27 protein-coding genes are annotated in these 26,610 nt (G+C 48.1%); 10 read left to right on the top strand and 17 right to left on the bottom strand.

Annotated elements, in window-relative coordinates:
• Nucleotides 1-216 (bottom strand): transposase (locus BLR50_RS00005; RefSeq protein ID WP_143008003.1); only part of this gene is annotated, 216 nt, incomplete at its 3' end.
• Between the two features lie 357 nt (nucleotides 217-573).
• Nucleotides 574-1,773, bottom strand: a complete 1,200-nt coding sequence (locus BLR50_RS00010) for a DegT/DnrJ/EryC1/StrS family aminotransferase (RefSeq protein ID WP_092637203.1) — start codon at nucleotides 1,771-1,773, stop codon at nucleotides 574-576.
• 272 nt (nucleotides 1,774-2,045) lie between these two features.
• Between BLR50_RS00010 and BLR50_RS00015 the strand changes: the two genes are divergently transcribed.
• Nucleotides 2,046-2,675 carry a DedA family protein gene (locus tag BLR50_RS00015; protein ID WP_341465387.1) on the top strand — a complete coding sequence of 210 codons (630 nt, stop codon included), beginning with the start codon at nucleotides 2,046-2,048 and terminating at the stop codon, nucleotides 2,673-2,675.
• 65 nt (nucleotides 2,676-2,740) lie between these two features.
• Here the strand turns inward: BLR50_RS00015 and BLR50_RS00020 are convergent, their stop codons facing one another.
• From BLR50_RS00020 to BLR50_RS00065, 10 genes are all read right to left on the bottom strand, one after another.
• Entirely contained in the window at nucleotides 2,741-3,403 is a 663-nt protein-coding gene (locus BLR50_RS00020) for a CPBP family intramembrane glutamic endopeptidase (protein ID WP_143008004.1), read from the bottom strand.
• Nucleotides 3,404-3,479: 76 nt separating this feature from the next.
• The gene (locus tag BLR50_RS00025; protein WP_092637206.1) at nucleotides 3,480-3,887 is read right to left on the bottom strand and encodes a hypothetical protein; all 408 of its coding nucleotides are present in this window, start codon (nucleotides 3,885-3,887) and stop codon (nucleotides 3,480-3,482) included.
• A 124-nt stretch (nucleotides 3,888-4,011) separates the two neighbouring features.
• Complete coding sequence (locus tag BLR50_RS00030) at nucleotides 4,012-4,815, bottom strand: hypothetical protein (RefSeq protein ID WP_092637207.1); 804 nt, start codon at nucleotides 4,813-4,815, stop codon at nucleotides 4,012-4,014.
• Nucleotides 4,809-5,507: an ABC transporter ATP-binding protein gene (locus tag BLR50_RS00035; RefSeq protein WP_092637208.1), complete on the bottom strand. Its 699-nt coding sequence runs from the start codon at nucleotides 5,505-5,507 to the stop codon at nucleotides 4,809-4,811. The genes BLR50_RS00030 and BLR50_RS00035 overlap by 7 nt, the downstream gene beginning before the upstream one ends.
• A complete protein-coding gene (locus tag BLR50_RS00040) occupies nucleotides 5,504-5,875 on the bottom strand; it encodes a GntR family transcriptional regulator (RefSeq protein WP_092637210.1) in 372 nt (123 codons plus the stop codon). The genes BLR50_RS00035 and BLR50_RS00040 overlap by 4 nt, the downstream gene beginning before the upstream one ends.
• Nucleotides 5,876-6,040: 165 nt before the next feature.
• A complete protein-coding gene (locus tag BLR50_RS00045; protein WP_092637212.1) occupies nucleotides 6,041-6,976 on the bottom strand; it encodes a M14 family metallopeptidase in 936 nt (311 codons plus the stop codon).
• Between the two features lie 64 nt (nucleotides 6,977-7,040).
• Nucleotides 7,041-7,982 carry a M14 family metallopeptidase gene (locus BLR50_RS00050; protein WP_092637428.1) on the bottom strand — a complete coding sequence of 314 codons (942 nt, stop codon included), beginning with the start codon at nucleotides 7,980-7,982 and terminating at the stop codon, nucleotides 7,041-7,043.
• A 132-nt stretch (nucleotides 7,983-8,114) separates the two neighbouring features.
• Nucleotides 8,115-8,630 carry a DUF6591 domain-containing protein gene (locus BLR50_RS00055; protein ID WP_092637214.1) on the bottom strand — a complete coding sequence of 172 codons (516 nt, stop codon included), beginning with the start codon at nucleotides 8,628-8,630 and terminating at the stop codon, nucleotides 8,115-8,117.
• 44 nt (nucleotides 8,631-8,674) lie between these two features.
• Complete coding sequence (locus tag BLR50_RS00060; RefSeq protein ID WP_092637217.1) at nucleotides 8,675-9,037, bottom strand: hypothetical protein; 363 nt, start codon at nucleotides 9,035-9,037, stop codon at nucleotides 8,675-8,677.
• A gap of 77 nt (nucleotides 9,038-9,114) precedes the next feature.
• A complete protein-coding gene (locus tag BLR50_RS00065; protein WP_092637219.1) occupies nucleotides 9,115-9,450 on the bottom strand; it encodes a helix-turn-helix transcriptional regulator in 336 nt (111 codons plus the stop codon).
• Between the two features lie 460 nt (nucleotides 9,451-9,910).
• Here BLR50_RS00065 and BLR50_RS00070 point away from each other — a divergent pair, with 460 nt between their 5' ends.
• The 5 genes from BLR50_RS00070 (at nucleotide 9,911) to BLR50_RS00090 (ending at nucleotide 13,980) form a co-directional block, all read left to right on the top strand.
• On the top strand, nucleotides 9,911-10,597 hold the full coding sequence (locus BLR50_RS00070; RefSeq protein WP_092637221.1) for a TetR/AcrR family transcriptional regulator: 687 nt from the start codon (nucleotides 9,911-9,913) through the stop codon (nucleotides 10,595-10,597).
• Between the two features lie 34 nt (nucleotides 10,598-10,631).
• Nucleotides 10,632-11,204, top strand: a complete 573-nt coding sequence (locus BLR50_RS00075; protein ID WP_092637223.1) for a flavodoxin family protein — start codon at nucleotides 10,632-10,634, stop codon at nucleotides 11,202-11,204.
• A gap of 21 nt (nucleotides 11,205-11,225) precedes the next feature.
• Nucleotides 11,226-11,630, top strand: coding sequence for an FMN-binding protein (locus BLR50_RS00080; RefSeq protein ID WP_162840253.1), 405 nt, complete (start codon nucleotides 11,226-11,228; stop codon nucleotides 11,628-11,630).
• Between the two features lie 10 nt (nucleotides 11,631-11,640).
• Entirely contained in the window at nucleotides 11,641-12,552 is a 912-nt protein-coding gene (locus tag BLR50_RS00085; protein ID WP_092637227.1) for a LysR family transcriptional regulator, read from the top strand.
• A 165-nt stretch (nucleotides 12,553-12,717) separates the two neighbouring features.
• Nucleotides 12,718-13,980 (top strand): O-acetylhomoserine aminocarboxypropyltransferase/cysteine synthase family protein, encoded by a 1,263-nt coding sequence (locus BLR50_RS00090; protein ID WP_092637229.1) that lies wholly within the window; start codon nucleotides 12,718-12,720, stop codon nucleotides 13,978-13,980.
• Between the two features lie 100 nt (nucleotides 13,981-14,080).
• Here the strand turns inward: BLR50_RS00090 and BLR50_RS00095 are convergent, their stop codons facing one another.
• Together BLR50_RS00095 and BLR50_RS00100 are read right to left on the bottom strand one after the other, a co-directional pair.
• Complete coding sequence (locus tag BLR50_RS00095) at nucleotides 14,081-14,665, bottom strand: TetR/AcrR family transcriptional regulator (protein ID WP_092637231.1); 585 nt, start codon at nucleotides 14,663-14,665, stop codon at nucleotides 14,081-14,083.
• Between the two features lie 11 nt (nucleotides 14,666-14,676).
• Nucleotides 14,677-16,131, bottom strand: coding sequence for a phytoene desaturase family protein (locus tag BLR50_RS00100; RefSeq protein WP_162840254.1), 1,455 nt, complete (start codon nucleotides 16,129-16,131; stop codon nucleotides 14,677-14,679).
• A 209-nt stretch (nucleotides 16,132-16,340) separates the two neighbouring features.
• On the opposite strand from BLR50_RS00100, the gene BLR50_RS00105 reads away from it, so the two are divergent.
• From BLR50_RS00105 to BLR50_RS00115, 3 genes are all read left to right on the top strand, one after another.
• Nucleotides 16,341-17,228 (top strand): DNRLRE domain-containing protein, encoded by an 888-nt coding sequence (locus BLR50_RS00105; RefSeq protein ID WP_143008005.1) that lies wholly within the window; start codon nucleotides 16,341-16,343, stop codon nucleotides 17,226-17,228.
• A gap of 70 nt (nucleotides 17,229-17,298) precedes the next feature.
• The gene (locus BLR50_RS00110) at nucleotides 17,299-17,976 is read left to right on the top strand and encodes a hypothetical protein (RefSeq protein ID WP_092637237.1); all 678 of its coding nucleotides are present in this window, start codon (nucleotides 17,299-17,301) and stop codon (nucleotides 17,974-17,976) included.
• A gap of 122 nt (nucleotides 17,977-18,098) precedes the next feature.
• Nucleotides 18,099-19,931 carry a glycosyltransferase gene (locus BLR50_RS00115; RefSeq protein WP_092637239.1) on the top strand — a complete coding sequence of 611 codons (1,833 nt, stop codon included), beginning with the start codon at nucleotides 18,099-18,101 and terminating at the stop codon, nucleotides 19,929-19,931.
• Between the two features lie 65 nt (nucleotides 19,932-19,996).
• Here BLR50_RS00115 and BLR50_RS00120 read toward each other — a convergent pair whose 3' ends face one another.
• The 3 genes from BLR50_RS00120 to BLR50_RS00130 all read right to left on the bottom strand — a co-directional run bounded on the left by BLR50_RS00120 (nucleotide 19,997) and on the right by BLR50_RS00130 (nucleotide 23,017).
• On the bottom strand, nucleotides 19,997-20,647 hold the full coding sequence (locus BLR50_RS00120; RefSeq protein WP_092637241.1) for a hypothetical protein: 651 nt from the start codon (nucleotides 20,645-20,647) through the stop codon (nucleotides 19,997-19,999).
• Between the two features lie 26 nt (nucleotides 20,648-20,673).
• Entirely contained in the window at nucleotides 20,674-22,353 is a 1,680-nt protein-coding gene (locus BLR50_RS00125) for an AMP-binding protein (RefSeq protein WP_092637243.1), read from the bottom strand.
• A 115-nt stretch (nucleotides 22,354-22,468) separates the two neighbouring features.
• Nucleotides 22,469-23,017: a helix-turn-helix domain-containing protein gene (locus tag BLR50_RS00130; RefSeq protein ID WP_092637245.1), complete on the bottom strand. Its 549-nt coding sequence runs from the start codon at nucleotides 23,015-23,017 to the stop codon at nucleotides 22,469-22,471.
• Nucleotides 23,018-23,419: 402 nt separating this feature from the next.
• On the opposite strand from BLR50_RS00130, the gene BLR50_RS00135 reads away from it, so the two are divergent.
• Nucleotides 23,420-26,341 carry an N-acetylmuramoyl-L-alanine amidase gene (locus BLR50_RS00135; protein WP_092637247.1) on the top strand — a complete coding sequence of 974 codons (2,922 nt, stop codon included), beginning with the start codon at nucleotides 23,420-23,422 and terminating at the stop codon, nucleotides 26,339-26,341.
• Nucleotides 26,342-26,610: the final 269 nt, after the last annotated feature.

Here is a 26,610-nt window from a genome sequence, read left to right on the forward strand (position 1 = left end):
TCCATACAGATAGCCGATGAACAGCATGCGAAACATGATTTCCGGTTCAATTGCCGGCCTTCCGATGTTTTCGCAGTAATACGGTCTGCAAATTTCATTGATGAAAGAAAAATCAATGTATCTATCTATCTTTCTGAGCAGATGATCCTTCGGCACCAGATTTTCTATGATTACCAGTTCCATTTTTTCTTGTCGGTTTGTCCCTGTATTAAGCATTGATTTTTCCTCATTTCATGCGGTTTTCTTCCCTTCTATTATACCATATTTTTCATATATTTTCTCCCTTTTTTGCATAAAAATAGACCGCTGACTTGGACTTTGTCAGCGGTCTGGGAACGGCATAAAGCCGTTCAAAATAAAGAAACTTGGGCGGTGAATGTACTCATATTCCGCACCGTTTATTGAATGCTATCATGCCGTAGCAGTATCTGCAATATGCTGTAAATGTTGTTCATGAGGAGCCGCCCATTCATTTTGGAATATTAAGAGTTTAACATTGAAGTATACAGGCAGTATTGTTTTTATAGTACTATTTGCACTGGGCACACATTATTCAAGTATTATTGGTTAGATTTAACCGCTTACCTTTTTTAAGGTGTCTGCCACATAAGCCACATCATCGTCTGAAAGCAGGGTGTGCAGCGGCAACGTAAGCTCATTCTGGTACTGCGCAAAGGCGTTAGGGAAATCTTGTATTTTAAAACCCAGCCGTTTATAGGCAGTAAACATTGGCAGCGGCTTGTAATGCACGTTAGTGGATACTCCGCCCTCTGCCATACGATTAATAACCTGATTGCGCTGCTTTTCATCCGCGTCTTTCAGCCTTACCGGGTAGAGGTGAAGGCTGGAACGCATCCCCTCGGCAAAATGCTGAGGCAGTATGAACCGGCTGCCGCCTAGTGCTGCTTCGTAACCCTTTACAATCTCCAAGCGCCGCTGCAGAAAGGAAGGAAAACGCTCGAACTGTGCTAGGCCCACGGCGGCAAGAATATCGGGCATATTGCATTTAAACCCCAGTGCCACAATATCGTATTCCCAGTTGCCAAGCAGGGTTTTCTCAAAAGCGTCCTTGCTCTGCCCATGCAGGGAAAACAGCATATACAGGTGATAAAGCTCTTCGTTTGAGACACCTTCAATGGTTTTCCATGTTACCGCTCCCCCTTCGGAGGTGGTAAGGTTCTTGACGGCGTGGAAGGAGAAGCAGCTGAAATCGGCGGCGCTGCCGCTTACCTGCCCGTTATATTCCGCCCCAAAGGAATGTGCGGCATCGGCTATAACCGCTAGCCTGCCCATCGCCTGCTGCAAACCGCTTTTGGGCCGGAACAGCCCCATTTTTGCCTGTGTAATCTGCACAAGGCGGTTGTAATCACACATCATGCCCGCCACATCTACCGCTATAATAGCCTTGGTTTTTTCGGTAACGGCGCGTTCCACGGCATTATAATCAAGAAGAAACGAACCGGGTGCGGTATCCACCAGCACGGGCTTTGCACCAACGTGACAGATAACACTGGCGGAAGCCGAATAGGTATAGGCTGTGGTAATCACCTCATCGCCGCGGCCAATGCCGAGAATCCTCAGTGTCAGGCCGAGTGCAGAGGTGGCAGAATTCAGGCATACCGCCCGCTCGGTGCCGCAGTACTCCGCTATAAGGTGTTCAAATTCCTTGGTTTTTGAACCGGTTGTAATCCAGCCGCTGCGCAGCACCTCAGTAACCGCGTCTATCTCCTTTTCAGAGATATCAGGGGGTGAAAAAGCTATATTCTCATCCATACCATCAGCCACCTTTTTTCGCAACGCCGTTTTGAAGAATAGAGTTTATTGATATCGTTTATAAGAGTGATTAATGATTAATATGCACCATCGGCAAACCATATATTAGCTTTTTATAATTAAAGTTTTAAGTTCTTCACCTAACACATTAGGAATTTACCTTTTGTTCAATTTTTATAGCTGATCTGTGGTAAAATAGAAAATGAGTGAAAAAGATGATTTTTGCAGAAGCATAAGGAGAGATAAATTTGCAGGAATGGATTTTGGGCATTATGAACCAGTTTGGCTACCCCGGGGTAGCGTTTTTGATTGCGCTTGAGAACATCTTCCCGCCAATACCATCGGAGATTATCCTGACGTTCGGCGGGTTTATGACTACCTACAGCCGCCTGACCAGTTGGGGTGTTATACTGGCTGCTACTGTCGGTTCTTTAGTCGGTGCGATTTTGCTCTATGCTATCGGCAGAATCTTTAAACCCGAGCGATTGGAATCGTGGCTTAGCGGCAGAGTGGGACGTATTCTTCACCTTAAGCAGGGGGATGTTACCAAAGCCTGCGCGTGGTTTGAAAAGCGAGGCAAATCTGCGGTGTTCTTTGGCCGCTGTGTGCCGATTATCCGCAGCCTCATCTCGGTTCCCGCAGGGATGGCAAAGATGAATATTCCGCTGTTTTTGGTATTAACCACCGCCGGATCGCTGGTTTGGAACACGGTGCTGGTTATGCTGGGAGTTGCCGCAGGTGCCTCGTGGGAACTTATTATTCAGTACACCGACCTTTACACAGCCATTACCATCGCCGTGATAGGCGGCATTGTTGTTATTCTGGCCGCACTTTATATCTATAAGAGGTTTTTAAAGAAGAAACTCTCCGGGGAGAGCAAAGGCGACGAAAGCGCTGAATAACCGCAGAAAACCCGATGAACCAGTTTATGATTCATCGGGTTTTGTATGTATATGAGGATTAGTCATTATAAGAGGATATAAGATAATACTGTAATAACAGCATCATGCAATCCGTGCGCAAGAGCAAGGGAGAGCAGCGAGCAATTCTTTATTTTCCACCTGCAAAAAGCGTAACCCAGCCCCAGTATCGAGGTCATAACAACATTCATAATATTAAGCGTATTGGGAAAATGCCATAGGCCAAACAAGAGCGCCGAAAATATTACGGGCATCCATTCCTTTTGCGAGAGGGCCTTTATTCTGCTGTAAAAATACCCACGAAAAGCAACTTCTTCTCCAAAACCGACGCAGATGATATCGTAAAAAACATAAAAAATCAGAATAGGCAGTGATCTGCACTTAAAACCTAATACTTCGGTTTTGTTTATTCCAATTAACAATGGAATTATAACACAAACACCTATTGTAACAGCCAAAATTGCAGCCGCGGCCAGCAGCTGCTTTCCAGCCTTCTCCTTCGAAAAGCCTAGTGATGAGAACGGTATTTTCTCAAGCTTTATTACTGCCAGCGGAATCGCGGTTAATATAACATACACCAAAACTGTAAGTGCCATTTTTGCACCCACTGTGTTGCCAAGCTTTACAATATCCGATGAAAACGCAACAACTGTCATCAGTAGGATATATACTACAGCCATCTCTATCACCGGTTTGAATTGTTGTTTCATTGCGTCTTCCCCCAAAAGGACTACCACTTTTCCGATAAATACTTTTATTCATAAGCCTCTTTACAACGAAAAGCAACTATTCCTTACCTATCTTCCACTCTAACTTGTAGCTTCCCTTGTGCTTTACCGCATCAAATCGAACCGTGTAGTCGCCGCTCTTTTCAAGCTTTACGCTGAAGCTGGAGGTGGGAAGATCGGTACCCTGATAACAGGAGCTACCTTCCTGATCGGTGATGGAAAGGCTTAGCTTTCCTTCCTCTGTTTTAATGTCAACATCCGCCTCGGCGGTTTCGCCGGAATCAAGATGGAAGGTATTTGCCTTATAACCGTTAAAGTATTGGTAGCTCATCGACATACCGGTGGAGGTGTTATTCTCTATGGACCCTATAGTGGTGTAACTGCCGCTGGTACAGGCAGTGGTAAGCAGCAATACCGGCAACAGCACCGGCGCCAACCGGAAGATTCGTTTAATCACATCTATCATTCCTTCCTGCAGATATTATAAAGGGCTGTGCAGCCAAAAGCCGTCTGCCTTTGACTGCAGCAGCATCTATTAAAGGCTTCGCCACTGCCGTTACTTCTGGCGACTGTCGGGGTGCCGTTAAATATTATTCAAGATTCAGTTTTTTGTTGAGAATAACATTTGAGATGATATAATACCCTATACCAAAAAGAATGTTCAGCAAAAGAATCGAGCCAAAGAATAACGACATTAGCCCGGTAGTCAGCTGAGATTCATCAATATTAATACCGTTCGGATTTATTACATAAATGATTGCCACAATGATGCTGGAAACTAGCTGGCTTACAAAATTAAGTGCGATAAACGCACCAAAGGAAGCTATTAGCTTGTGACGGGTAAACAACTGACCGATAGAGATGGACGCATAGATATACAGAATACTGCTAAAGAGTGATACGAAAACCGAAGCCACCATCCATGCAATAAATACATTCTTATCAAAGGGTACACTCCAGTTATAAAAAGCAGTTATCAGTTGATTAAACTTCTCGAAGAAATCCGCCTGTGCGAGCATAGCAAACAGCGATAGAATAACAACAAGAAAGCTGATTACCTCCCAAGCCACCGACATCAAAAGCTTTGCAACGATATTCTGCTGCGGCGTTACCGGAAGAGTAAACATCAGGTAGCCCTCGTCGCCCAGCAGGTTTTTATAATAACGCTGTATCATTACAACAAAGGTTAGTATAAAGGTAGCCGCAATGGCTAGCACATACACCATCATTGCCAGTCCTGAAGGAATGGCCAGCAGGCCTCCCTTTTCGGTGTTACCCTGATTTAACATAAAAAAGAATCGGTTTACTATTGCAAATAGCAGAATAGCACCATAAAACGGTAAAAACACTCGTGAGGTAGCCTTCCATTCGTATTTTAACAGCTTGCCTAACATCTGAACACCTCCCTGAAGATTGCGTCAATCGATTTGCCATACTGCGTACGGAGTTCATCCACGCTGCCCTTCATGGTAATGCAGCCGTTGGAGATGATAATTACATCATCGAGTACCTGCTCAACGTCGGCAATCAGGTGGGTTGAGATCAACACCGTGGCGTTCTCGTTGTAGTTGGTAATGATGGTATTGATGATATAGTCGCGTGCAGCGGGATCTACGCCGCCGATGGGCTCATCGAGCAGGTAGAGATCCGCCTCGCGGCTCATTACCAGTATCAGCTGAACCTTCTCCTTGGTGCCCTTGGACATCGTTTTTAAGCGGTCATCTGCGTTGATATTCAGCTTCTGAAGCATATCATAGGCCTTTTTGGGGTTAAAGTTCTCATAAAAATCCGTAAAGAGTTCAATGATATCCTTTACGCGCATCCAATCGCTAAGATAGGTTCGCTCCGGCAGATAGGAGACGATCTTTTTCGTCTCGGTACCCGGCTGTTGGCCGTTAATAAGAATCTCACCCTTGGTGGGGGTAATCAGCCCGTTTGCAAGCTTAATCAGGGTGCTTTTACCACTGCCGTTTGGCCCGAGCAGCCCCACAATGCGCCCGCGGTTTACCGTGAGGTTTACATCACACAGTGCATCCTTGCCGGAATAGCTTTTACCCAGGGCCCGGCACTCCAAGATAGGGTTCATTGCACGTTCTCCTCCTTCACCGATGTCATGAGCGCTACTGTCTCCTGCTTGGTAAAGCCCAGCCTGCTCATCTTCTCTAAAAACTCTTTAATCTGTTCGATCGCCAGATTATTTTTAAGCTGCTCCACCATACTCTTATCCTCCGTAATATAGCGCCCGCTGGTGCGCTGTGTATAGACAAGCCCGGCCTGCTCTAGATCAGCCAGCGCCTTCTGCATGGTATTGGGGTTTACCGCCGCTTCCGCTGCAAGATCGCGCACCGAAGGCAGCTTGTCGCCCGGTTTGTAACAACCGGATACAATACTCAGCTGAAAATGCTCGATGAGCTGCTTGTATATCGGACGATCGGAATCAAGTTCCCATGTCAAGTGATCATCTCCTCTTGTATTATTGTATTAAGAGCTTAATACAATAATACAGTAATACAGTTACGCTGTCAATAGGTTACTTAAAAAAATTTTAGGCATCTGTTCGAGTTCCCCCTACAGATGCCTAAAAACATTTATACTAACCTGTATTTAACGTATGCGGCCTTATATGTGCAGCCTGCGAATGATCTTGTATACCACGGTATTCTCCATAACTAAGGGGCGGTTGTTCGTAAAGAAGACGATGCCGTCGGTAGGGGCAGTTATCCTTGAGATAACATTTCCCTCGTATGGGTGAATGATCTCGGCTACCGTTTCACCGTGGATTACCTCATCATTCGGGCTTTTTAAACCGCGGAAGATACCCGCACTTTCGGTTTTAACCGAAATCAGATTATCCTCCTGCACAACACTTGAGATGTAGCCCCCGTGGCCGGAATACTTAATAATGCCCATGCGCATTAAGAAGCGCAGTACCGCACCTAAACCCAACGCTGCCGACTTTTCGTCAATATTGTCGGTTTCGTTGGTATATACCGAGAAGGCGTTGGTCTTCCACTTTTGAAGGTTATAGTTAAGGGTGGAGGTATCCACCGGACGTGGTTTGCGCATAACCACATAGGGCAGCCCAAACAGTGCGGCAAGGCTGGAGGTTTGAAAGCCGGTTTCCATCATGCGCACATGGGGAATGAAATCTCCGGGCATATAAAACGAGGCGAACTGAATACCGTATTGGTATTGCTGTACCTCCTCAAACACACTTGCCGCGATGCGCTCGGTAATCTCGCCGTCTGCCCTGCCGGGAAATCTACGGTTGATATCGGAGTCATCCACCGCCCAAAACCGCTTGCCGATATTCATGGAAAAGTGGTTGACCGAGGGGATAACCAGTATCTCGCGGCCTGAGGCAATTGCCCCATTCTGCTCTAAGCGTTTTAAGGTATTAACCAGCTGTGAGCAGATGTAAAGCTGTTGAATCTCGTTGCCCCTGATAGCACCCACGATGCAGGCTGTTTTTTCGCCACTGCCGAACCGGTAACCGTGTATTTTAAACTCACCGCGATAGGGCGACTGCAGCGAGTAGATTATTTCGTTCTTCACAGATATTTGCTCCTTTCCGGGTATGTATTCTGTTATTCGAAGGTATTCCGGTATGCTGCGAATGCTATGCAGGCACGGTATCCTTAAAAATGCGTGCCAGCAGCGTACCCTTGTATGCAACGGGATATTCCCGCAGGGTGAATATCCTCCCCGCACAGGGAGCTGTAACCCGCTGCTGCAACTGACCAAGCGCCGGGCTTACAATATCGCCGAGGTGTTCGCCTTTTGAAACCGTAGCTCCAAGGCAAACGGCAGGCACAAATACACCGGAAGCTTCAGCGCTCACAAGGCAAAGCTCCCCCTCGCTTAAAAGGCCGGGAGTACAAACCGCGGGCACTTCACCCTGCAAAATATCGATTTCATGCAGCAGCCTGACTATGCCGTCGGTCAGCCGCAGGCCATATTCTGTGTTAATACGCATCCCTGCGCCTATTTCGGCCACCAGCGTAGGTACACCGATGGCATTCAGGCTCTGAGCAAGGGTGGCTTCCAATACGGTAGAGGATTCATAAACCCAGATGAGATCGGTATTTAACAACCGCGCATACGGCATAAGCCGGGGAGCGTTTTCCCTGCTAAGACGCACCTGCGGCAGTTCGTTTAAAAAGATATCGCTGGAATGGATATCTATGCACAGGTCGGCACCTGCGATGTCTTCGATAATCTTCGCCGCCACATACTCCACCGCGCTGCCGTTTTCTGAGCCCGGGAAGATGCGGTTCATGTCCAGATCAAACATCGGGATGCCGCGGTGAATGGAATCAAGCCCCAGGGGGTTCAGCGCCGGGTAGATATCTACTATACCCTTAAGCTGCTGTGGTACTTTGCTAAGCCTTCGTGCAAGCTCATAGCAGATAAACTGGCCGTCCAGCTCATCCCCATGTGTGCCGGTAACAATACATACCCGCTTGCACTTTTTCTGATTATCTACCGGCTGTAACCGGTTCTTTTGTATGGTAAGCTGCTCATCGACGGGCAAGCCCACCGAAACAACATTCATTAACATAATCTTTTCCCCCATATGGCTTTATAAAATGAAAGTTGCCCCTGAAGGCATAGAAAAAAGGCGCTCTTTTCGAGCGCCTTTGCTAACCCTATTGTACTTGTTTATCTGAGCACTGTCAAGTAAGTAAGGCTTTTACTCTGCATCCTTCTTTATGCCGGCCATGACAATCATGGTTTTATCGGTTATAGAATAGGTAATGGATACAGAGGTCTTTTCATCCTTGCTTGCTGTATACATTTTGCTGGTCTCATCAGCGGATTCAAAGGTATTCTGCGTAAAGCCGGCAGCTTCCAAGTCCTTACGGTAGCTGTCGTAGTCACCGGCTTCAACCTCTTCAATCTGAATCCAGCAGGATTCATCAGAGTTTATAACCGATTCAATCTTACCTTTTCCAAACTTCGGCAGTATTTTGCCAGCCTGATTGGAAGGCCATTCGGTGCCGCCAATTACAGCTGTTGCGCCGTCGGAACCGGTAATGGTAACCTGGCTGCCGTTAATGTCAACCTTACCATCTCCGCCTGCCGCACCATTGATAACACCTTCGGTAATGGCTTCGCCAACCTTCTGTTCAATCTTCTCTTTTATGCCGCAGCCCGCAAGGGACAGTAACAGCAAGGTTACCAAGACAATTGCCACAATACGTTTCAAAATGTACTCTCTCCTCATAATTGACTCTCTGTTCTTACTATTTCTTACTTTAATATTCTGATCTTACCGATGATAGGCAGTTCCTTAGCCTTACCTGTAAAACCGTTAATTAGCCCCATAATAGCCAGTGCAAGAACGCCAAGGCTAAGAAGCAGCTGGAATAACCAACCAATATACGGAATGAAAGCCAGAATTGTTCCAACGATGCTGGCAACAATCCCAAAAATCAGCAATACCAGACCCTGATTCGCATGAAATTTGCCATACTTAGAATCCGGGCAAATAACCAGAGGCAGGAAGAATAGGATGCCAAGGTATGCTATTCCGGCAATAGCCTTGTTCTTCTCAATATCCGCAGGATCAAACTCGGGTATGGTCGCTTCAGTTGTCTTTTGTTCCTCAGTCATGTTAATGACCTCCTCATAAAATTTGTTTAAAGCTAAGCACCAAAGGTGCATAGTCACAAAACAGGTAGGAGCAAGGACTATTTTACTTTACTTTTTGCCGCAATATCCTTATAACGGATAATCAGCTCCGCACGGCTGCCAACACCAAGCTTTTTATAAAGCTCGGTCATATGCGTGTTAACCGTAGAATATTTTATGCCCAGCATCTCTGCTGAATCCTTCATGGTGTACCCTTCCAGTAATAGCAGGCATGTTTCCCTTTCACGCTTTGTAAGAGTTGCAAAACGGCTGCGCCTCTCAGCGCTATTGGGCAGAGTCTTTACATTTTTCCCCTTACCGGCAGTTTCCTGCTGCTCTGCGGGAAGTTCAGACGCCGGCGACAATGTATTTCTCAGTTGCTTCAGTAACCCCATAAAACCCCCTCCTTAATTTTCCCTTTTTCAAAATAATAAGGCAGCAACAACCCACCCGTCTATTCATTAGTTTGTATGGTGGGCCGCAAAACGATACTCATTAGTTATAATTAGTTGCGCTTTTTTGGTATAGTTACGCCATTTATATTCATAAGTATGATTTTTTATTCACAAGCTATCATTAGTTCTACTTTAGTAATCACACCCGAAGAACGCTATAAATATCTGGTAAAGCAATAATCACTAAAATCATAAGCAAGATATTCTATTTTAATTCTTGTGTGAATGGTAACTTTTCCTATTTGAATATATCATATTAAGAGGCAATAAGCAATCTATAATTGGGATTTTCTAATAATATATCTTGCATTTTATTGACATAAGAGCGGTGATATGCTATTCTAAATGTAAACTATTGGTATACTTTATGAACTAGCGGTGTATTATGGAGGAGTAGCTTATGAACCGTGAAAACAGAAAGCAGAATATCGCAGCGTTACATCGGCAAAACATCCTCTCCGCCGCTGAACGACTTTTTATAGAAAAGGGTTATAACAACACCACCATGGACGATATCTCCCATGCCGCCGAGTACAGTAAGCGAACAGTATACAGCTATTTCGAAAGTAAGTACGAGATTCATTGCCGAATAGTACTGCAAGGAATCACCTTGCTTAAGGAGTATATCGAACAGGGCGCAAACGCTTCGGATGAATTCTTAGGGCAGTATTACGGTATTTGTACAAAGCTTTTGCAGTTTTACAGTGACCATCCCTTCTATTTTGACGCGGTGATACAGTTTCAAACATCACCGCTGAAGGAAGAACACCCCCCGCAGGTAGTGATAGACATCTACAACAAGGGTGAGGAAACCAACGCCCTGCTGGAGCAGGCCTTTAAAAACTGGCAGCGTCAGGGGGTATTGCGGCCGGATATACGTATTAAAGAGGCGATCTTTGTCTACTGGTCGAGCCTCACCGCGCTTATTCACCTGGTACAGCAAAAGGAAATTTATATTGAAAAGGCCATGGGGATTACGGGGGAGAATTTTTTAAACTACAGCTTTAATCTGCTGCTGGGAGCAATTCTGAAAACTGATATCAATTTAGATGAGTATTCAAAGAGGCAAGGCTTAGCTGAGCACTAATTGTTATTAAAGGTATGGAAGGCGTGATAGGAATATGCAAAAGCACCTCCTAGCCATTTTGGGCAGCCCAAGAAGGCACGGTCGGATTGCAGAGATGCTGCAATCCGCAGTATCGGCTGCAGAAAAGGCGGGCTACATAACCGAGACTTATGATCTTTACAACAAAAACATAGGCTACTGCACCGGCTGTATGGCCTGCCGCAGGGATGGCATTTGCAGAATCAACGACGATCTCCCCGAGCTGCGTGAAAAGCTGCTTTCCTGTGATATGGCAGTGCTTGCGGCCCCTACCTACTTTGCCAACGTACCCGCTACGGTAAAAAACTTGTTTGACCGTTTATCCGGTGCCGTGATGGACGATAACAATGGTCTCATCCCTAAACCGCGGCTGAAAAGGAGCCAGCGCTATCTGCTGCTTACCGCCTGCACCACCCCCGCGCCGTTTGACCGGTTAGCCGGGCAGAGCAGCGGCTGCCTGCGGGCAATGAATGAATTCTTTAGCGCCGGCGGCATGAGCTGCGCGGGCAAGATCGCTTGCGCCGGTACACGAAACCTGAATAAACTGCCTTCAAAGGTGAAACGCCGAATTGAGCGTGTGTTTAAGTAATATTGAAAGGAGTGTTTGCATGTGAAAAGTAAAGGCAGATGGGTTATAACAACGGTCGTTGCTTTGGCTGTTGTTGGGATTGTGTTAGTATGTATATACCTTGTTCGTGTAAGGCTGTATCAAGATAAGATTAAAAGCATCCAATTTGAGCAGATAAATCTTGCAGATGTTCCGGACGGCAGTTACAAGGGGCAATATGACGCGGATATTATCGGTGCGAAGGTTGCTGTAACGGTGAAAGACGGCAAAATTATCGATATTCAACTTACAGAACATAAGAATGAGCGCGGTGCTTCCGCCGAAGCTGTAATACCGGAAATTATTAATGAGCAACGCGTGGATGTGGACGCGGTTACGGGGGCTACAAACTCCAGCAAGGTGATAGAAAAAGCGGTTGAAGATGCCCTGAAAAACCAACGGAAATGAGGAAGGTGCAATGACGCTGCAGCAGCTGAAATATGTGTTGGCGGTCGCCGATAAGGGTTCCATCAACGAAGCGGCAAAAAGCCTGTTCATCTCTCAACCCAGCCTTTCCAATGCTATTAAGGAGCTGGAGGCTGAGCTGAAGATTACGATATTTGTACGCACCAACCGCGGCATCTGCATCTCCACCGAAGGTGCCGAATTCTTAGGGTATGCGCGGCAGGTGGTGCAGCAATCTGATCTGCTGGAAGAGAAATACCTGAGCGCTGCGCCATCCAAGCAACGTTTTTCGGTATCTACACACCACTACCTGTTTGCGGCCAATGCGTTTGTGGATTTAATTAAGGAATTTGGCGGCGAAGAGTATGAATTCTCCTTCAGGGAAACCAAAACCTACGAGGTCATCGACGATGTAAAAAACCTGCGCAGCGAGTTGGGGCTCATCTATCTAAGCGACTTTAATACCCCCGTTATCCTGAAGCTGCTTAAGGAAAGCAACCTGATTTTTACCGAGCTGTTTACCGCAAGGCCGCATATCTTTATCTATAAGAAGAACCCGCTAGCCAGCAAAAAGAGTGTGGTACTGGAGGATTTGGACGACTACCCCTGTGTTACTTTTGAACAGGGCGAGCATAACTCTTTTTATTTCTCTGAAGAGATACTCAGTACGCGCAATGTGAACAAGAGCATTAAGGTGAGTGATCGTGCGGCAATGGTGAATATGATGATCGGCGTGAACGGCTACACGATTTCTACCGGAATATTCCCCGAATACCTGCATGGGGAGGACATTATTGCTGTTCCGTTGGAGGCGGAGGAGACGATTCATGTTGGAACCATTCTGCACAAGGATGTAACGCTGTCGCGGCTTGGCGAAAACTATCTGCAGGCCTTAAAGCGGATAGCGGACGGACTTCAATTCTAATGATTGACACAGGTTTGGAATCATGCTATAAATTAATCCGGTATAGTAATAAGCTATACCGGATTATAGTTTTTTAGCGTTACAATATAACAACAAATCGTTGTATAATAATAAGCAATTAAGCCATTAGTATTATTATTATATATTTTTAGGGGGAGAACCGGCATGAGAGATGAAACCAAATGCCTGCATTCAGGCTATACACCAAAGAATACCGAACCCAGGGTAATTCCGATTTACCAAAGCACAACCTATGTTTTTGATTCCACCGAGGATGTGGGCGATGTATTCGACGAGCCCACCAAGGCGCTGATTTACTCACGCTTTGCCAACCCTACCGTCATGGCGGTAGAGGCGAAGATTGCCGACCTTGAGGGTGGTATCGGCGCGCTTTGCACGACATCGGGGCAGGCGGCGTCGCTGCTTTCTATTTTAAACCTCTGTAAAACGGGTGACAGCTTTATCAGCACCTCGCAAATCTACGGGGGCACCATTAACCTTTTTGGCTTTACGTTTAAAAAGTTGGGCATCGAATGTATCTTCGTGGATGCAGATGCAGATGAACAGACGCTACATGCCGCGTTTAAGCCCAATACCAAGGCGGTATTCGGCGAAACGCTTGCCAACCCTGCCCTGAGCGTATTGGATATTGAAAAGTTTGCAAAGGTTGCTCACGCACACGGTGTTCCCCTGATTATAGACAACACCTTTGCGACGCCGATTTTATGTAAACCAATCGATTTCGGTGCCGATATCGTGGTACATTCCACCTCTAAGTATATGGACGGCCATGCGGTACAGGTTGGCGGCGTGATTGTAGACAGCGGCAAATTCGACTGGACAAACGGCAACTTCCCCGATTTTACCCAGCCGGATGAATCCTATCACGGCATAGCCTATACCGATACCTACGGAAAATCGGCCTACATCATCAAGGCTCGTATGCAGCTGATGCGTGATTACGGCGTGTACCCTTCCGCAAATTCCGCGTTTCTGCTCAACCTCGGGCTAGAAACACTGGCTATCCGTATGGACAGGTACTGCAGCAATGCCATGAAAGTTGCCACCTATTTTAAAAGCTCCAATAAGATTGAATCGGTAAGCTACCCCGGGCTTGTGGGCGACCAATACTACCCTCTTGCACAAAAATACCTGAAGGGTGCCAGTGGCGTAGTTTCGATTGTCATCAAGGGCGGCAAGCCCAATGCCATCAAGTTTATGGATGGGCTGAAGCTCGCCTCCAACGAGGTGCACGTTGCAGATATCCGCACCTGCGTACTGCATCCGGCCAGTGAAACCCACCGCCAGCTTACCGAAGAGCAGCTGGTTGCGGCGGGAATCAACCCCGGTATGATCCGCTTCTCGGTTGGGCTTGAGAATGTCGAGGATATTCTTGAGGATATTGAGCAGAGCTTGGCCAGAATATAATCTTTGTGCATAGCAAACGGCGAATGAGTGATAAAACTCATTCGCCGTTTTTTTGTGACTAAACCTGAATCTTGGCACTCTTTACGCTCATTAAAGGCGACTACTTTTTTGCTCTTAGAATATCCACAAGCCACTCAGCCTTTGGCAGTGGTAGCTCCGGGTAGATTGCCAGATTTTCCGCAGTCCCCTGAACAGCCCCCCAAAAGGTGGCTGAAAGTGCAACAGGGTCTCCCTCGCGAATTTCCCCCAGCTCCTGGCCTTTTTTAATCAGCTCAGCAGCAGGGCCAACCATATCAAAGTCTGATACAATGCGCCTTACCCCTTCGGGAGTCCCCTCGGATTTCATGGCCTGTGCCATCAGCAGAAACATCCTGGAGGTAAACAAATCCTGCCTGAGTGCATCAAGAATGTACCCTGCCATCTGCTCAAACACCACAATGGGTGAGGAAATGCCTATGCTTTGCATAAGCAGGCTCTTGGGGGCCTGAGTACCAATCTGCACCAGCTCTTCGTACACCTTTTCCTTCGATTCAAAGTAGTTGAAAAACAGCCCGGTGCTGATATTCAGCCGCTCGGCGATATCCCGTATCTTGGTGGCCTCGTAGCCGCGGCTGGTGAACAGGTCTAAGCTGCAGCTTAATATCTGCTCTCGTCTTTTATTTCTCTGCTCTTCACGCTTGTTCATGCAAATAATCCTTATAATTTATTCTTAACTATCTTTAACGCTGCACTTTTACCTGACTGTACTGCGGTGCACAACCCGCCGCCCGCGTTTACCCACTGCCCGGCGAGCACCAGCCCTTTTACACCCTCTACCGAGGTTTTGATATTGGTTCTTAATGCCTTTGGAATGGGGACAAAGCCTTCCCATGATCCCTTATACAGGTTGGCGTACCGCATATAGGTGGCAGGGGTAGCTACATCGGTTACCACAATGCTTTCGCGTATGCCGGGAATACGCTTATCCAGCAGCTCGGCTACGCGCTGCGCAAGGGCTGCCTTTTCGGCGCGGTACTTTTCAATGTCTGTTTTGCGAAGGCTCTCCCAATACTCCAGCGGCGCGCCTGTCATTACCATAATACTGCTGCAGCCCTCTGGGGCAGCCGAAAGGTCAAACTCAAACGTTCTTAAATTATAGCCGTTTACCGTAAAGCCGGGGGCGGTTTCCAAGCCTTCCGGGCATTCGTAATCGGTTGCATACGGCAGGTTAAAGCGCTTGTTCAGGCCAAAGGAAATCAGCACCAACGGGTCAAACAGCGGGCTGGTTTTCAGCATCTCATCGAGCTGCTTGTGCCTAAACTTGCCCTCAAGCATGTTATTAAGCGTATCGTACGCGTCGCAGGCAGCTACTACGGCATCGCAGTGATAGGTCTTTCCTTTGGCGACTATACCTGTAACCCTGCCGTTTTCCACCACAATACGTTCCACCCGTGTGCTCATGTTGAGCTTACCGCCAAGCGAAATGTACTTTGCCTTCATGCGGTTTGCTACACCCAGCGCGCCGCCCATTGGGTAGCCCGCATTGCCGCTCATGCGCGTACCCAGCATCATGATAAGCCCGAAGTAGGAAAATTCCGGGGGCATCAGGTGAAACACCAGTTTCTTTAACAGCGGACTTTCAAAGCGCTCGGTATACTCCTGAACGCTTGTATTCATGTATTTGCCTGCAAGCGACATAAAGCCGCTGTTGTTTTTTAAGAAGCTGAAAAACTCCGCAGGGTTAGCAGGCGCACCCGTGGGCATAGAGGAGTTTGCGAATACCGCAACCTCCGTGCAAAACTGTTCTATGGATTTTTCATCCTGCGGTGCAAGCTGGAGCAAAAAGGCTTTAAATTGCTCGAACCTCAGCGGAATCTCGTATAAAACACCGTCAATTTCGGCAGTAATGCTATCGGAGTTATAGATCTCGGTATCCTCCGCAAGTGCATCCACCTCACGGTAAAGGTTATAGAAGTTGTCACCCTTCTTGGTTCCTACCATCCAGTGGATACAGCCATCAAAGCGGTAACCCTGACGCTCCCATGCGATGCACATACCACCTACCTGGCCGGAAATTTCAAAGATCTCGCTTTCAATGCCGTTGTTTTGCAAGTGTATACCCGCACTCAAACCTGCAAGCCCTGCCCCGATTATAATCACCTTTTTTGCCATTGTCAACTCTCCTAACTGATTTATTGAACGTAAATTCATTGATTTTGTGTTCAATGAACAGTATATCACCCAAAAGCAAAGAATGCAAGTAATTTGTTCAATTTCTAATTCTATACACCATAATTCATTATTGTTACAAAATTCGAACCGGTACATATAATGAATTAAAACTGTCTTGACACAAGTTAAATAACTAGGAGTAAGTGAAAATGGTTAGTACTATTGTTCATACCTGCGAAACTACCTATTTGTCTCTCGCACAGCCTAATCAGAACTATTGCAGTGAGACAAACCTTACCATAGATAATCGTCCGTTAGTGAATAGCAGATATTCAAGTCTCATAAAGTTTGCCCTGCCAGCCGCTCCGGTGGGCATGATTCTGCTGCAGGCAACGCTAAGCCTGTATGTAACCCAAACGGGAATCAGCCTTCCCTGTAATGGACGCGCTATCCTTGTATACAACAACCTTGCCGATTTTAGTGCCGACACCGTAACGTGGAGCACCCGTCCTTCCACCGAAGCCTCGGCGGTTGACAGCGTTGAACTTTGCGCATCTTCGGTGGGGCAGTATATTGCTTGCGATATCACTGATCTGGCTAAGGCATGGTTCAGCGGCACCAGCAACTACGGTATTACGCTCGATACCCCCGAACAGACCGCAAACAACCCCATTCTTGCAGATTCGGCAAACAGTACCCACCCGCCGCTGCTGACGCTAATCTATCAGGATATTCCCCAATACAAGGGTACTGCCGTTCCGTTCACCGACAGCAAGCGGTATCAACTCATCGGCACCTCTGCTCAACTTTTTACGACGTCAGTGGATCTTTCCGCTACGCTGAACTGCTCCTTTATCATTCAAAACCTCGGCAGCCAGCCGTTTACTGCCCTATTACAGCTAAGCCCCGATAAGCTGATATTCTTAAATGATGAACAGCGCCTTATCGTACAGCCTTCAACGGTTGTAATGCTGTGCCCGTACCGTTTTGCACGGTATGTCCGCCTGATGATTGATAACAGCGCACACATCAATGTAAACTCCACCATCTGGATACAAACCCAAAACTTAAATTTCAGTTTCAATTATCAAAGCTAAAGTAGCCTGAATAAAATATAGTAGCCTTTTTAGGCTGAAAAGAAATTAAAAGAAAGGATTACTACTCTCAATGAATAATCTTGTATTCAATACTACCGCTGCCGAGCTGAAAACCAGTGTGTACGCACAAAAATCTGATGATTCCTTTGCCGCCATACAAATCGATAACAGCGGCAACCTTTATGTAAATGTAAGCAATACCTCATTAACCGTTGCAGGCTCGGTTACCATCAACAATACCGATCTCAGTATTGCAGGTGACGTAACTATCACCAACACTTCCCTCACCGTTGCCGGTTCCGTAACCATCAATAATACCGATCTTAGTGTTGCGGGCGATGTAACCATCACCAACACATCTCTTACCGTCGCGGGCTCGGTAACGGTAAACAACGCTACCATCACCACCTTTGTAAACGGCAGCCGCCTGACCACCATTACCCTTTCCAGCTCTGCCGTTACCTCCAACACCATTCTCTTAGACAACAGCGATATTTCTCAGTATAAAAACGCAGCGTTTATGCTGTACAACGAAAGTACCGCAACTCTTGTTACGCTGAATCTGCAGGTGAGCCCCACCGATACCACCACAGATTATATCACCGACACTACGCTCGGCACGGTAACCCTTGCCGCAAACGGAAAGCTGTATATCCCCGTTAGCGTAGTAGGCAAGAATGTTCGGCTTTTAGCAACCAGCGCCTCCGATACGGTAACCGTCAACGGCTACTACGTTGCTCAGGCGTAACGTGCTCATATAAGAATAGAACCTTCTTATGTCCCGGTTTGTGCAGTGCCTCTGCTTAAGCCGGGGCATTCCGTAGTAATACAAGATAACTTTTTACCCGCATTGAAAGGAGCGCCTGCCCTATGCCGGTACGCTTAAGCGTGTGTATGATTACTAAAAATGAAGAGGAATTTCTTGACCGCTGCCTGTCAAGCGTTTCGGCAGTGGCCGATGAGATTATTATAGCGGATACGGGTTCCACCGATGATACCGTACAGATTGCCAAGAAGCACGGGGCAACGGTATACCCCATCAAGTGGCGCAACAGCTTCAGTGCAGCGCGCAACCTCTCGATCTCCAAGGCAAGCGGCGATTGGATACTGCTACTGGACGCCGATGAGGTACTGGAGGAGACGGATATCCCCCTGCTGCGGGAGTTTATGAACACTACCTCCTGTGATGGCTGCAACTTTACCATTATCAACTACATCGGCCGCACTGCAGGCGGGCTGCACACCATGCACAACGCCTTTCGGCTGCTGCGAAACAATGGGCTTTACCGATTTGAGGGTGCCATCCATGAGCAGATCATCCGCAGGGACGGAAAGCCTATCCCCGCAGGCGCCATTGAAACGAGTTCCATCCGGCTTTACCATTACGGCTATCTGGATGATGTGGTGCGGCGCAAGCAAAAGCGCAAGCGTAACCTGCCGCTGCTGCTCAAGGAGCTGAATGCCGACCCGCAGAACCCATTTTTAATGTTCAACCTTGCCAACGACTATCTCGCCTGCGGGGAACACGAGAAGGCCCTGAAGCTGTTTGACCGGGCCTACCACAAGATGGACACGACGCAGGCCTATGCCCCCCACCTGGTTTATCGCCGCGCCGTTACACTCTATAATCTGGGGCGATACGACCTTGCCGCCAAAGCCGCACAGGATGGGCTTAATATCTACCCAGCGTGCGCAGACCTTGAATATCTGCTGGGCACCGTTTTCAGCGAATGGGGGCGGTACACCCTTGCCATAGACAGCTTTAACCGATGCATGAGCATGCCAAAACCACCCGACTCTCTGCGCTTTATGCAGGGCAGCACCACCCTGCGCCCCTTGATGGCACTGGGAAACCTGTATTTACGCCTTGGAGATTACTCGCGGGCGTATGATGCATACGCAGCTGTTATTAAGAAAGACATCAACTGCTGCTCGGTACTTTACCAGATTGGCAAGGTTCTGAACCACATCTATGCCGATAAGGCTACGGTAGTTAAAAAGCTGATAGGCTTCTTCTTAAGCCCGGATTATACACCTAATCTGATATTGCTTACCGACATTCTTATTCAGGAGCGGCTTTACTCGCAAGCGGCAAGCTGTTGTGAAAAGGCGGCGGAGGATCTTTCCTATAAACAGGATACCGACTTTTTAAAGGCGAACCTGTATTTTTACAGCCGCAAATTCGGTGAGGCACGCAGGCTGTTTGAGGAACTGGTAAGTCAGGAGGCGGCATCAACCAATGTGCTTCAGAATATTACCTGCCAAAGCGCTCAATACCTGTTTGTTATCAGCCTTATAGAGGGAAAGACCGTACTGGACAGTGACCTTGCACTTGTTGAGCGGTACTGTGACCGGCTGACCTACAGGGTTTATACGCAGGTGCGGAATGTTTTAAACGACCGGGATGAATCCGTCTTCTCCCCCGATGAAAGCTGGCCATCGGTACTCACTGAGGTTGGGAGGCTGTTTGATCGTGTGCTACGAACCGGCGAGTTTGACCTGTTTGAGCGGCTGCTCTACCTGCTTAATTGGGTAGACAGCAAGGCGGTACTGATTGAGCTTGCGCAGGTGTATCTGGATAACGGTTACCCGGGTATGGCGCGGGAGCAGGTGCTGCGTTCGGTGAAGGAGCTGGATTACCTTAACCCTGCCGGGTTAAGCATTCTTGCCCAGACGGCCGGTATCCCACGGGCTTCCACATAATAAAAGCGGCAGACCGTACACTTAAGTACCGATCTGCCGCTGCTTTTATGAAGTGGGATTCATCCCTATTCTTTCTGTGGCTTAAATAAGGTTACTCCCTGTAAGATATCGGGTATTCCATCCTGCAATGCCTTGTATGCCTTTTGGGACTGTGCCGAAAGTTCGTCTAACGGTGCATTGGTTACCGAAAAATAATATACAAGCCCTTCCTGTTCGCCAACCAATCGGTTATCCGTGCAGCCTGTAACCTCCGAGATGTCCTTGCCTCCCGCTAATGCCGCTTGCAGCGTTTCTTTATTATAAACCGTAACGAAGAATACATTTTTCAGGGAGGCGTAAATCTTCTTTAGATTCTCATCCTTCTGCTCCTTGGTAAGGGCATCGGCGTTCTGCTCCATCTCGTTGATGATTTCAAGCGTTTCATAGGGCATGAAGTCTGCGTATAACTTGTGAACATACGGTGTACCGTTCTGCTCCTTGCCGTTTTGTGCCTCGGAGTAGCTGAAAACCCCCTCGGAGGCATAGTCGGAAAACACCTTGGTGAACCTAAGCGAATACCCCGCCGCGGGGAAACTGACGGCATTCTTGTCATGCTCGGGCAACGCCGAGGCAGCCGAGGAATTCTGTGCCAAAGAGGGCAGCAGTGAGCAGGCAGAAAGAACAATGGCAATTACCGGCGGAAGAATTAAGCGCATCGCCCTTTTCAGCAGCTTCATACCGTCGTCACTCCTTTAGTAAGTCATTACTTATGTTCAGTACTTGCATCAGCATTGCGGATATCTACGCGGCGAATCTTGCCGCTGAGGGTTTTGGGCAGCTCGTCCACAAACTCAATCACGCGCGGGTATTTATAAGGTGCGGTTACCTGCTTTACATGGTTCTGCAGGGTTTTCTTCAGCTCGTCGCTGGCGGTATAGCCTTTGGCCAGCACGATGGTTGCCTTTACTACCTGCCCGCGGATGGGGTCAGGCACCGCGGTAATCGCACATTCCAGTACCGAGGGGTGGGTAAGAAGCGCGCTTTCCACCTCAAACGGGCCGATACGGTAGCCGGAGCATTTGATTACATCGTCCTTACGGCCTACAAACCAGAAGTAGCCGTCGCTGTCGCGCCACGCGGTATCGCCGGTGGAGTAGGTATCGCCTGTCCACGCGCGCGCATTGGCTTCCTCATCATTGTAGTAGCCGCGGAACAGACCCGCGGGGTAAGCCATGGAGGTGTTTTTAATTACAATCAGCCCTGTAACACCATCCTCGCAAGACTCGCCGTTTTCATCCACAATATCGATGTCGTATAACGGAGAAGGCTTTCCGGTAGAGCCGGGCTTGATGGGAAACCACGGGAAGTTTGCGAGCAGCACGCTGGTTTCCGATTGGCCGAAGCCCTCGGTAACCTCCAGACCCGTAGCCTTTTTAAACTGGTAGAAAACCTCGGGGTTTAACGGCTCGCCCGCTATGCCCGCATGCTTGATGGTGGAGAAATCGGCCTTGGAGAGATCCTCTTTTATCAGAAAACGGTAAACGGTGGGTGGTGCGCAGAAGGTGGTAAGCTTCAGGCGCGAGATCGTCTCCAGCAGATGATGGGCGTTAAACTTGATATCGTCATACGCCACATTCACGGCACCGCAAATCCATTGGCCGTAGCTTTTACCCCAGCCGAACTTTGCCCAGCCGGAATCAGCCATAGTAAGGTGCAGGCCACCCTCCTCAACATTCTGCCAATACTTCGCGGTAACAATATGCCCGAGCGGGTAGGAAAAATCGTGCCAGATCATCTTGGGCATACCGGTGGTGCCGGAGGAAAAGTACATCAGCATCCGGTCGGTCACCTTGATGGCATCCTTACCGGTCGGGCGTTCAAAACCCGTGGGGGACTGGTCAAGCATCTTGCGAAAATCAATAAAGCCCTCGGGGATATTGCTGCCCACAATGCACACATGGTTTACGGTAGGGCAGGAAGGCAGTGCAAGGGTAATATGCTTTAGTATCTCATCGTCATCCACCGCCGTAATAATCTTTACATCCGCGGCGTTGCAGCGGTAGTCGATATCCTTGGGGGTAAGCTGGTAGGTAGCGGGAATTACCACCGCACCGATACGGTGCAGCGCCACCATGCACACCCATACCTCAATGCGCTGGCGCAGCATGAGCATAACGGTGTCGCCCTTCTTGATACCCAATGCACGATAGGCATTGGCTGCCTGCTCGCTGCGCTCCTTAATATCGGTAAAGGTAAGGCGTTCCTCGTTATCCTTCTCATCGCACCAAACCAACGCGGGCTTGTTGGGTTCCAGGCGTGCCCACTCGTCTACAATATCATAAGCAAAGTTAAAATCCTCGGGGATATTCAGCTTATAGTTCTGTTTAAAGTCTTCATAGCTTGAAAACTCGGTTCTCTCTAAATAACGTTCAACTAAACTCATTGTATAATTTCCACCCTAACTTATTTCGATTAGAAATAGCATAAAATCGAGCGAAAAGGTTGGATTCATGCGCTTTTGTGAAGATTTTTTAATACTATTTCTTTTTGAATTAGTTTTAATCGCAAATAATCGTCAGAAAGCGTGCGGTACCGCCTACGGCCCGCTGGCCGTGAAGCGGCTTGGGGTTAAAGTAGATGCTGTCGCCTTCGTGCAGCACAAACTCATGCCCCTGCGTGGTGACGACAATGGTGCCCTCCAGGACGTAGTTAAACTCCTGCCCTGCGTGGGATACAAGCTCGGGCGGCTGATCCTTGGGGGTAAGGGTAACGATCATCGGGTCCATCTTGCGGCCGATGAAGTTTAATGCCAGTGAATGAAAGGCATAGCCAGCGTAACGTTCTACCGCCACACCCTTGCCGTTGCGCACGATGGTATACTCCGTCATGCGCGGAGCCTCACCGGTTAACAGCTCGGCAGGGTCTACCTTCAGCACCGCGGCGCAGTCGTATAACACGCCGATAGGAATATCGGCCTTGGCGTTCTCATATTCAAGGTAGGTATCGGCCGGGATGCCGACCTTCTGTGCAACCTCTTCGGCGGAGAGTTCAAGAATCTCGCGCAGTTCCTTAATGCGGCTTGAGATTTGTTCCAGCTGGCTGTTCATATAAAGACCATGCCTTTCTTTTTTGAGCTTTTATATTCTGCCTTAACAGGTAGTATAAAGTTAAGGATATCATTAACAGGTTATTGGGCGGAATACACTAAAAGAACACTATAATTATTTTCATTATACCCTCGCTCCAAGGATACGTCAACGTTTTTACAATTAATTAGATTATAACCAATTATTTTACAACAGTATCATGAATTTCTACTTATTTTTCCTGTTCATTGGGTTCTAATTGTGCTATTATAATAACTAGGTGTAATATTTAGTGCATTTTCTGTGAAATAACTGTTATCATAAAATATTTATGTTAACCAAGCAGGAAAAGCACGAAAAAGCTACACAAATCTAATGTAGAGCACTGCATACTATAATTCTTGCAAAAGGGACTGACGCTTTATGAAAAACACCTTTCGTTTTGCTGCCGTTGTGGTTGCATTCAGCCTGCTGCTTGCCTGCCTGCCGACAGTGCATGCGGCGACAAATTCCAAAACTCTGAAGGGCAGCGAGTTGCGGGGTGTGTTTGTAGACTCGTTAAACAACAAAGACTTCCCCTCCGCACCCGGCTTGGGCAGCGACAAGCTGAAAAAAGAGATTGACGCTATTCTGAACTTTGAAGCCGCAAACGGATTAAATGCAGTATTTGTAAAGGTGCTGCCCTCGGGTGACGCGCTTTACAAATCAAAGCTCTTCCCTGCTTCGTACTACCTTACCGGCAAGCAGGGCGGCACCCTGACATTTGACCCGCTTTCTTACTTTATATCCTCCGCTCATAAAAAGGGGATTCAGGTGTTTGCGTGGATAGACCCTGTGCGCGCGACATTGGGTACAGCCTCCTTAGACAGTGTTAAAGAGATGGCCAAGTATGTAGACTCCACCCAAGGCTATACCCCACCGCCGCTTGCCGTAGCTAAGCAAAACAGCAAGCCGCAAAATGCCGCAAGTACCGACAGCCCCGCTTCCAAGCATCCTGAGTATCTGCTGGGTGCCAAGGACGGTGCCAAGTATTTTGATATCGCCAACCCCGCCGTGCGCACCATGATTGCCGACGCAGCCGCCGAGATTGCGTCAAACTACGAGGTGGACGGCATTCATATGGATACCGACATCTACCCTGCGGGGCTGAATGACGCCAAGTCTTACACGCAGTATGGCGGTACCCGTTCGATAGAGGAATTCAGGCGGGATAATATCACTAATCTTATTAAAGAGGTAAAGCAGCGTGTCAACTCCGCGAATGGTTCGGTGTTCTTTGGGGTTTCGGCTGCGGGAACCGCCTACAGCCTTGACAATGACTTCGATACCCAAAAGTGGATTGCCGATAAGCTGGTTGACTATATTGTACCCCAGTGTTACCATGCTATCGGTGCCGATACCGACGACTTTAAAGCCCTGATGGCAGGCTGGCAGAAGGCCGCCTACGGCACTGATGTGTTGATTATGCCCGCGCTGAATGTTTCTGCCGTGGGGGATAAATCGGCAGACGGCGGCAGCTACACAGACCCTTCCGAGCTCTTATATGAGATTTTGCTTTCGCGCAGCAGTTATTGTAACGGGCATGTTTACAGTGCAAGCTCCGCCCTGCTGAAAAACCCGCTTAATATCTTTTCGGACATCAGCAGGTTATACCTGAGCGGCACGGTCAACGATAAGACAAGCGCGTTTGACCTTAGCACCAAGCTTTCGGTAACCCGCCCAAGCGAGGATATTACCGTATCCACCGACGATTACTTTATTATGGGTACCTCCAACCCCAACCAGCCGCTCTATGTAAACGGCGAGGAGGTAACCACCCGCGGCCCCGGCGGCACCTTCGGAGTATTGATTGATACCCCCTCTACCACAGAGGTTACGGTAACGCAGGGCTCTAAAACCATTACTCGCACCCTGAAACGCCCCTCTTCCGGTGGGGTGAGCAAGATTACAAAGATTACCCAAAGCTCTATGCTGCCCTCGAAAACAGATGCTGTTAAAAGCGGCTTTCAATATACGGTAAAGTGCACTGCCCCCTCTGGAGCTACCGTTACTGCCAAACTGGGCAACAGCACCACCACTCTATCACAAGCCGCCGCCACCGCCGAAAACGGGGTACCTGCCACCTACAAGGGAGCCCTTACCGTAAGCGGCGATTACAGCGAATCTAAAACCACTAAGCTGGGGCCGGTGGAGTATACTTTACAATACAACGGCAAGACCACCAGCTTTAAATCTACCGGCAGCCTTTATTATATCGGTTCAAACACCACTGCTTCGGTGGAGGTTACCAATGATGTAACCCTTGTTTATAAGGGTGAAGACACCAACGAAGGTTCCATTACCAACCTGAGGAAGGGAACCAATGATTATATAACCGATATTACGGATACTATGTTTAAGCTTGGAATGGGCGGTTACATTAAGAAGTCGGATGTAACTCTGGTGGAGGGCGCTGCTCTTGCAAATCATTCTGTGAGCGGCATTAGTTTTAAAAAGGGCACCGACGGCGAAAGCTATGTAATCAAGGGGGCTGCGAAGGCGCCGTTTATGTTTGCCGACGGTGACGGTTCCGTACGGGTTTACCTTTATAACCTTAGCGGTGTAAAGGGCTTTGATGTTTCAAGCAGTGCACTCTTTTCAGGTGCCTCGGTGAAAACCGAAGGCAATGGCCTGTGCGCGACCTTTACCACTAAAAGCGGCGCGAAAGTATGGGGGTATTCACTGGAATACCGCGGTGACGACGCCGTACTGTTCTTTAAATATGCACCCAAGCGTGCCTTTGGTGAGAAACCGCTGAGCGGCGTTACCATAGTGCTTGACCCCGGGCATGGCGGCACCGACCCCGGCGCTATCGGGCCTACCGGTGCGGACGGCGCCACCGAGGAGATGCTCAACCTTGCCGTTAGCCAGAAGGCGCGCGATTACCTGCAGAGCCTTGGCGCTACGGTATATATGACACGTCAGAGCGATACCGGTGTCACCCTTACCAACCGTACGGGTTTTGATGAGAAGGTAAAACCCGATTTCTTTGTATCGGTACATACCAACAGCACCGCCGAAAACACTAACGCCAATAAAACCAAGGGTGTGGAAACGTACTATTATACCGATCAGTCCGGCAGACTTGCGGGTAACCTGCTCAACAATATCGCCTCTTCAGCTGGGCGCGAAACCAGAAAATCCTATCGTTCCACCTATGTGGTAACGCGCATCTACAATGCGCCCGCTGTACTTTGTGAGCTTGGGTTCATTACCAACCCCAATGAGTATGAGCAGATGCTAAACGGCAAAATCATTGATAAAACCGGCTATGGTATTGCGCAGGGCATCTTGGCCTCTTTGTAATACATAACTCAATTCTACTATTCATAAAAACCCGAAGGATTTTATTATCCTCCGGGTTTTAATTTTGAATGGAAAGTATGCTTGACATTATACTCGTGCTATGGTATTCTTTCTATGGAAAGCAAGCTTTACATTTAATTGAGGGATACGATGAAAATGATTGGTATATGCCGTGCTGCCCCCGTGGCATGGCGCTGGAGGAGCAGCGTGAAAGAACTTTTACGCTTGGGGAAAAGGCGCTTGCCGGCCGGAAAATGTGTCCGGCATCC

Origin of the sequence: Acetanaerobacterium elongatum, assembly GCF_900103835.1 — a bacterium.
Classification (GTDB): Bacteria; Bacillota; Clostridia; order Oscillospirales; family Ruminococcaceae; genus Acetanaerobacterium; species Acetanaerobacterium elongatum.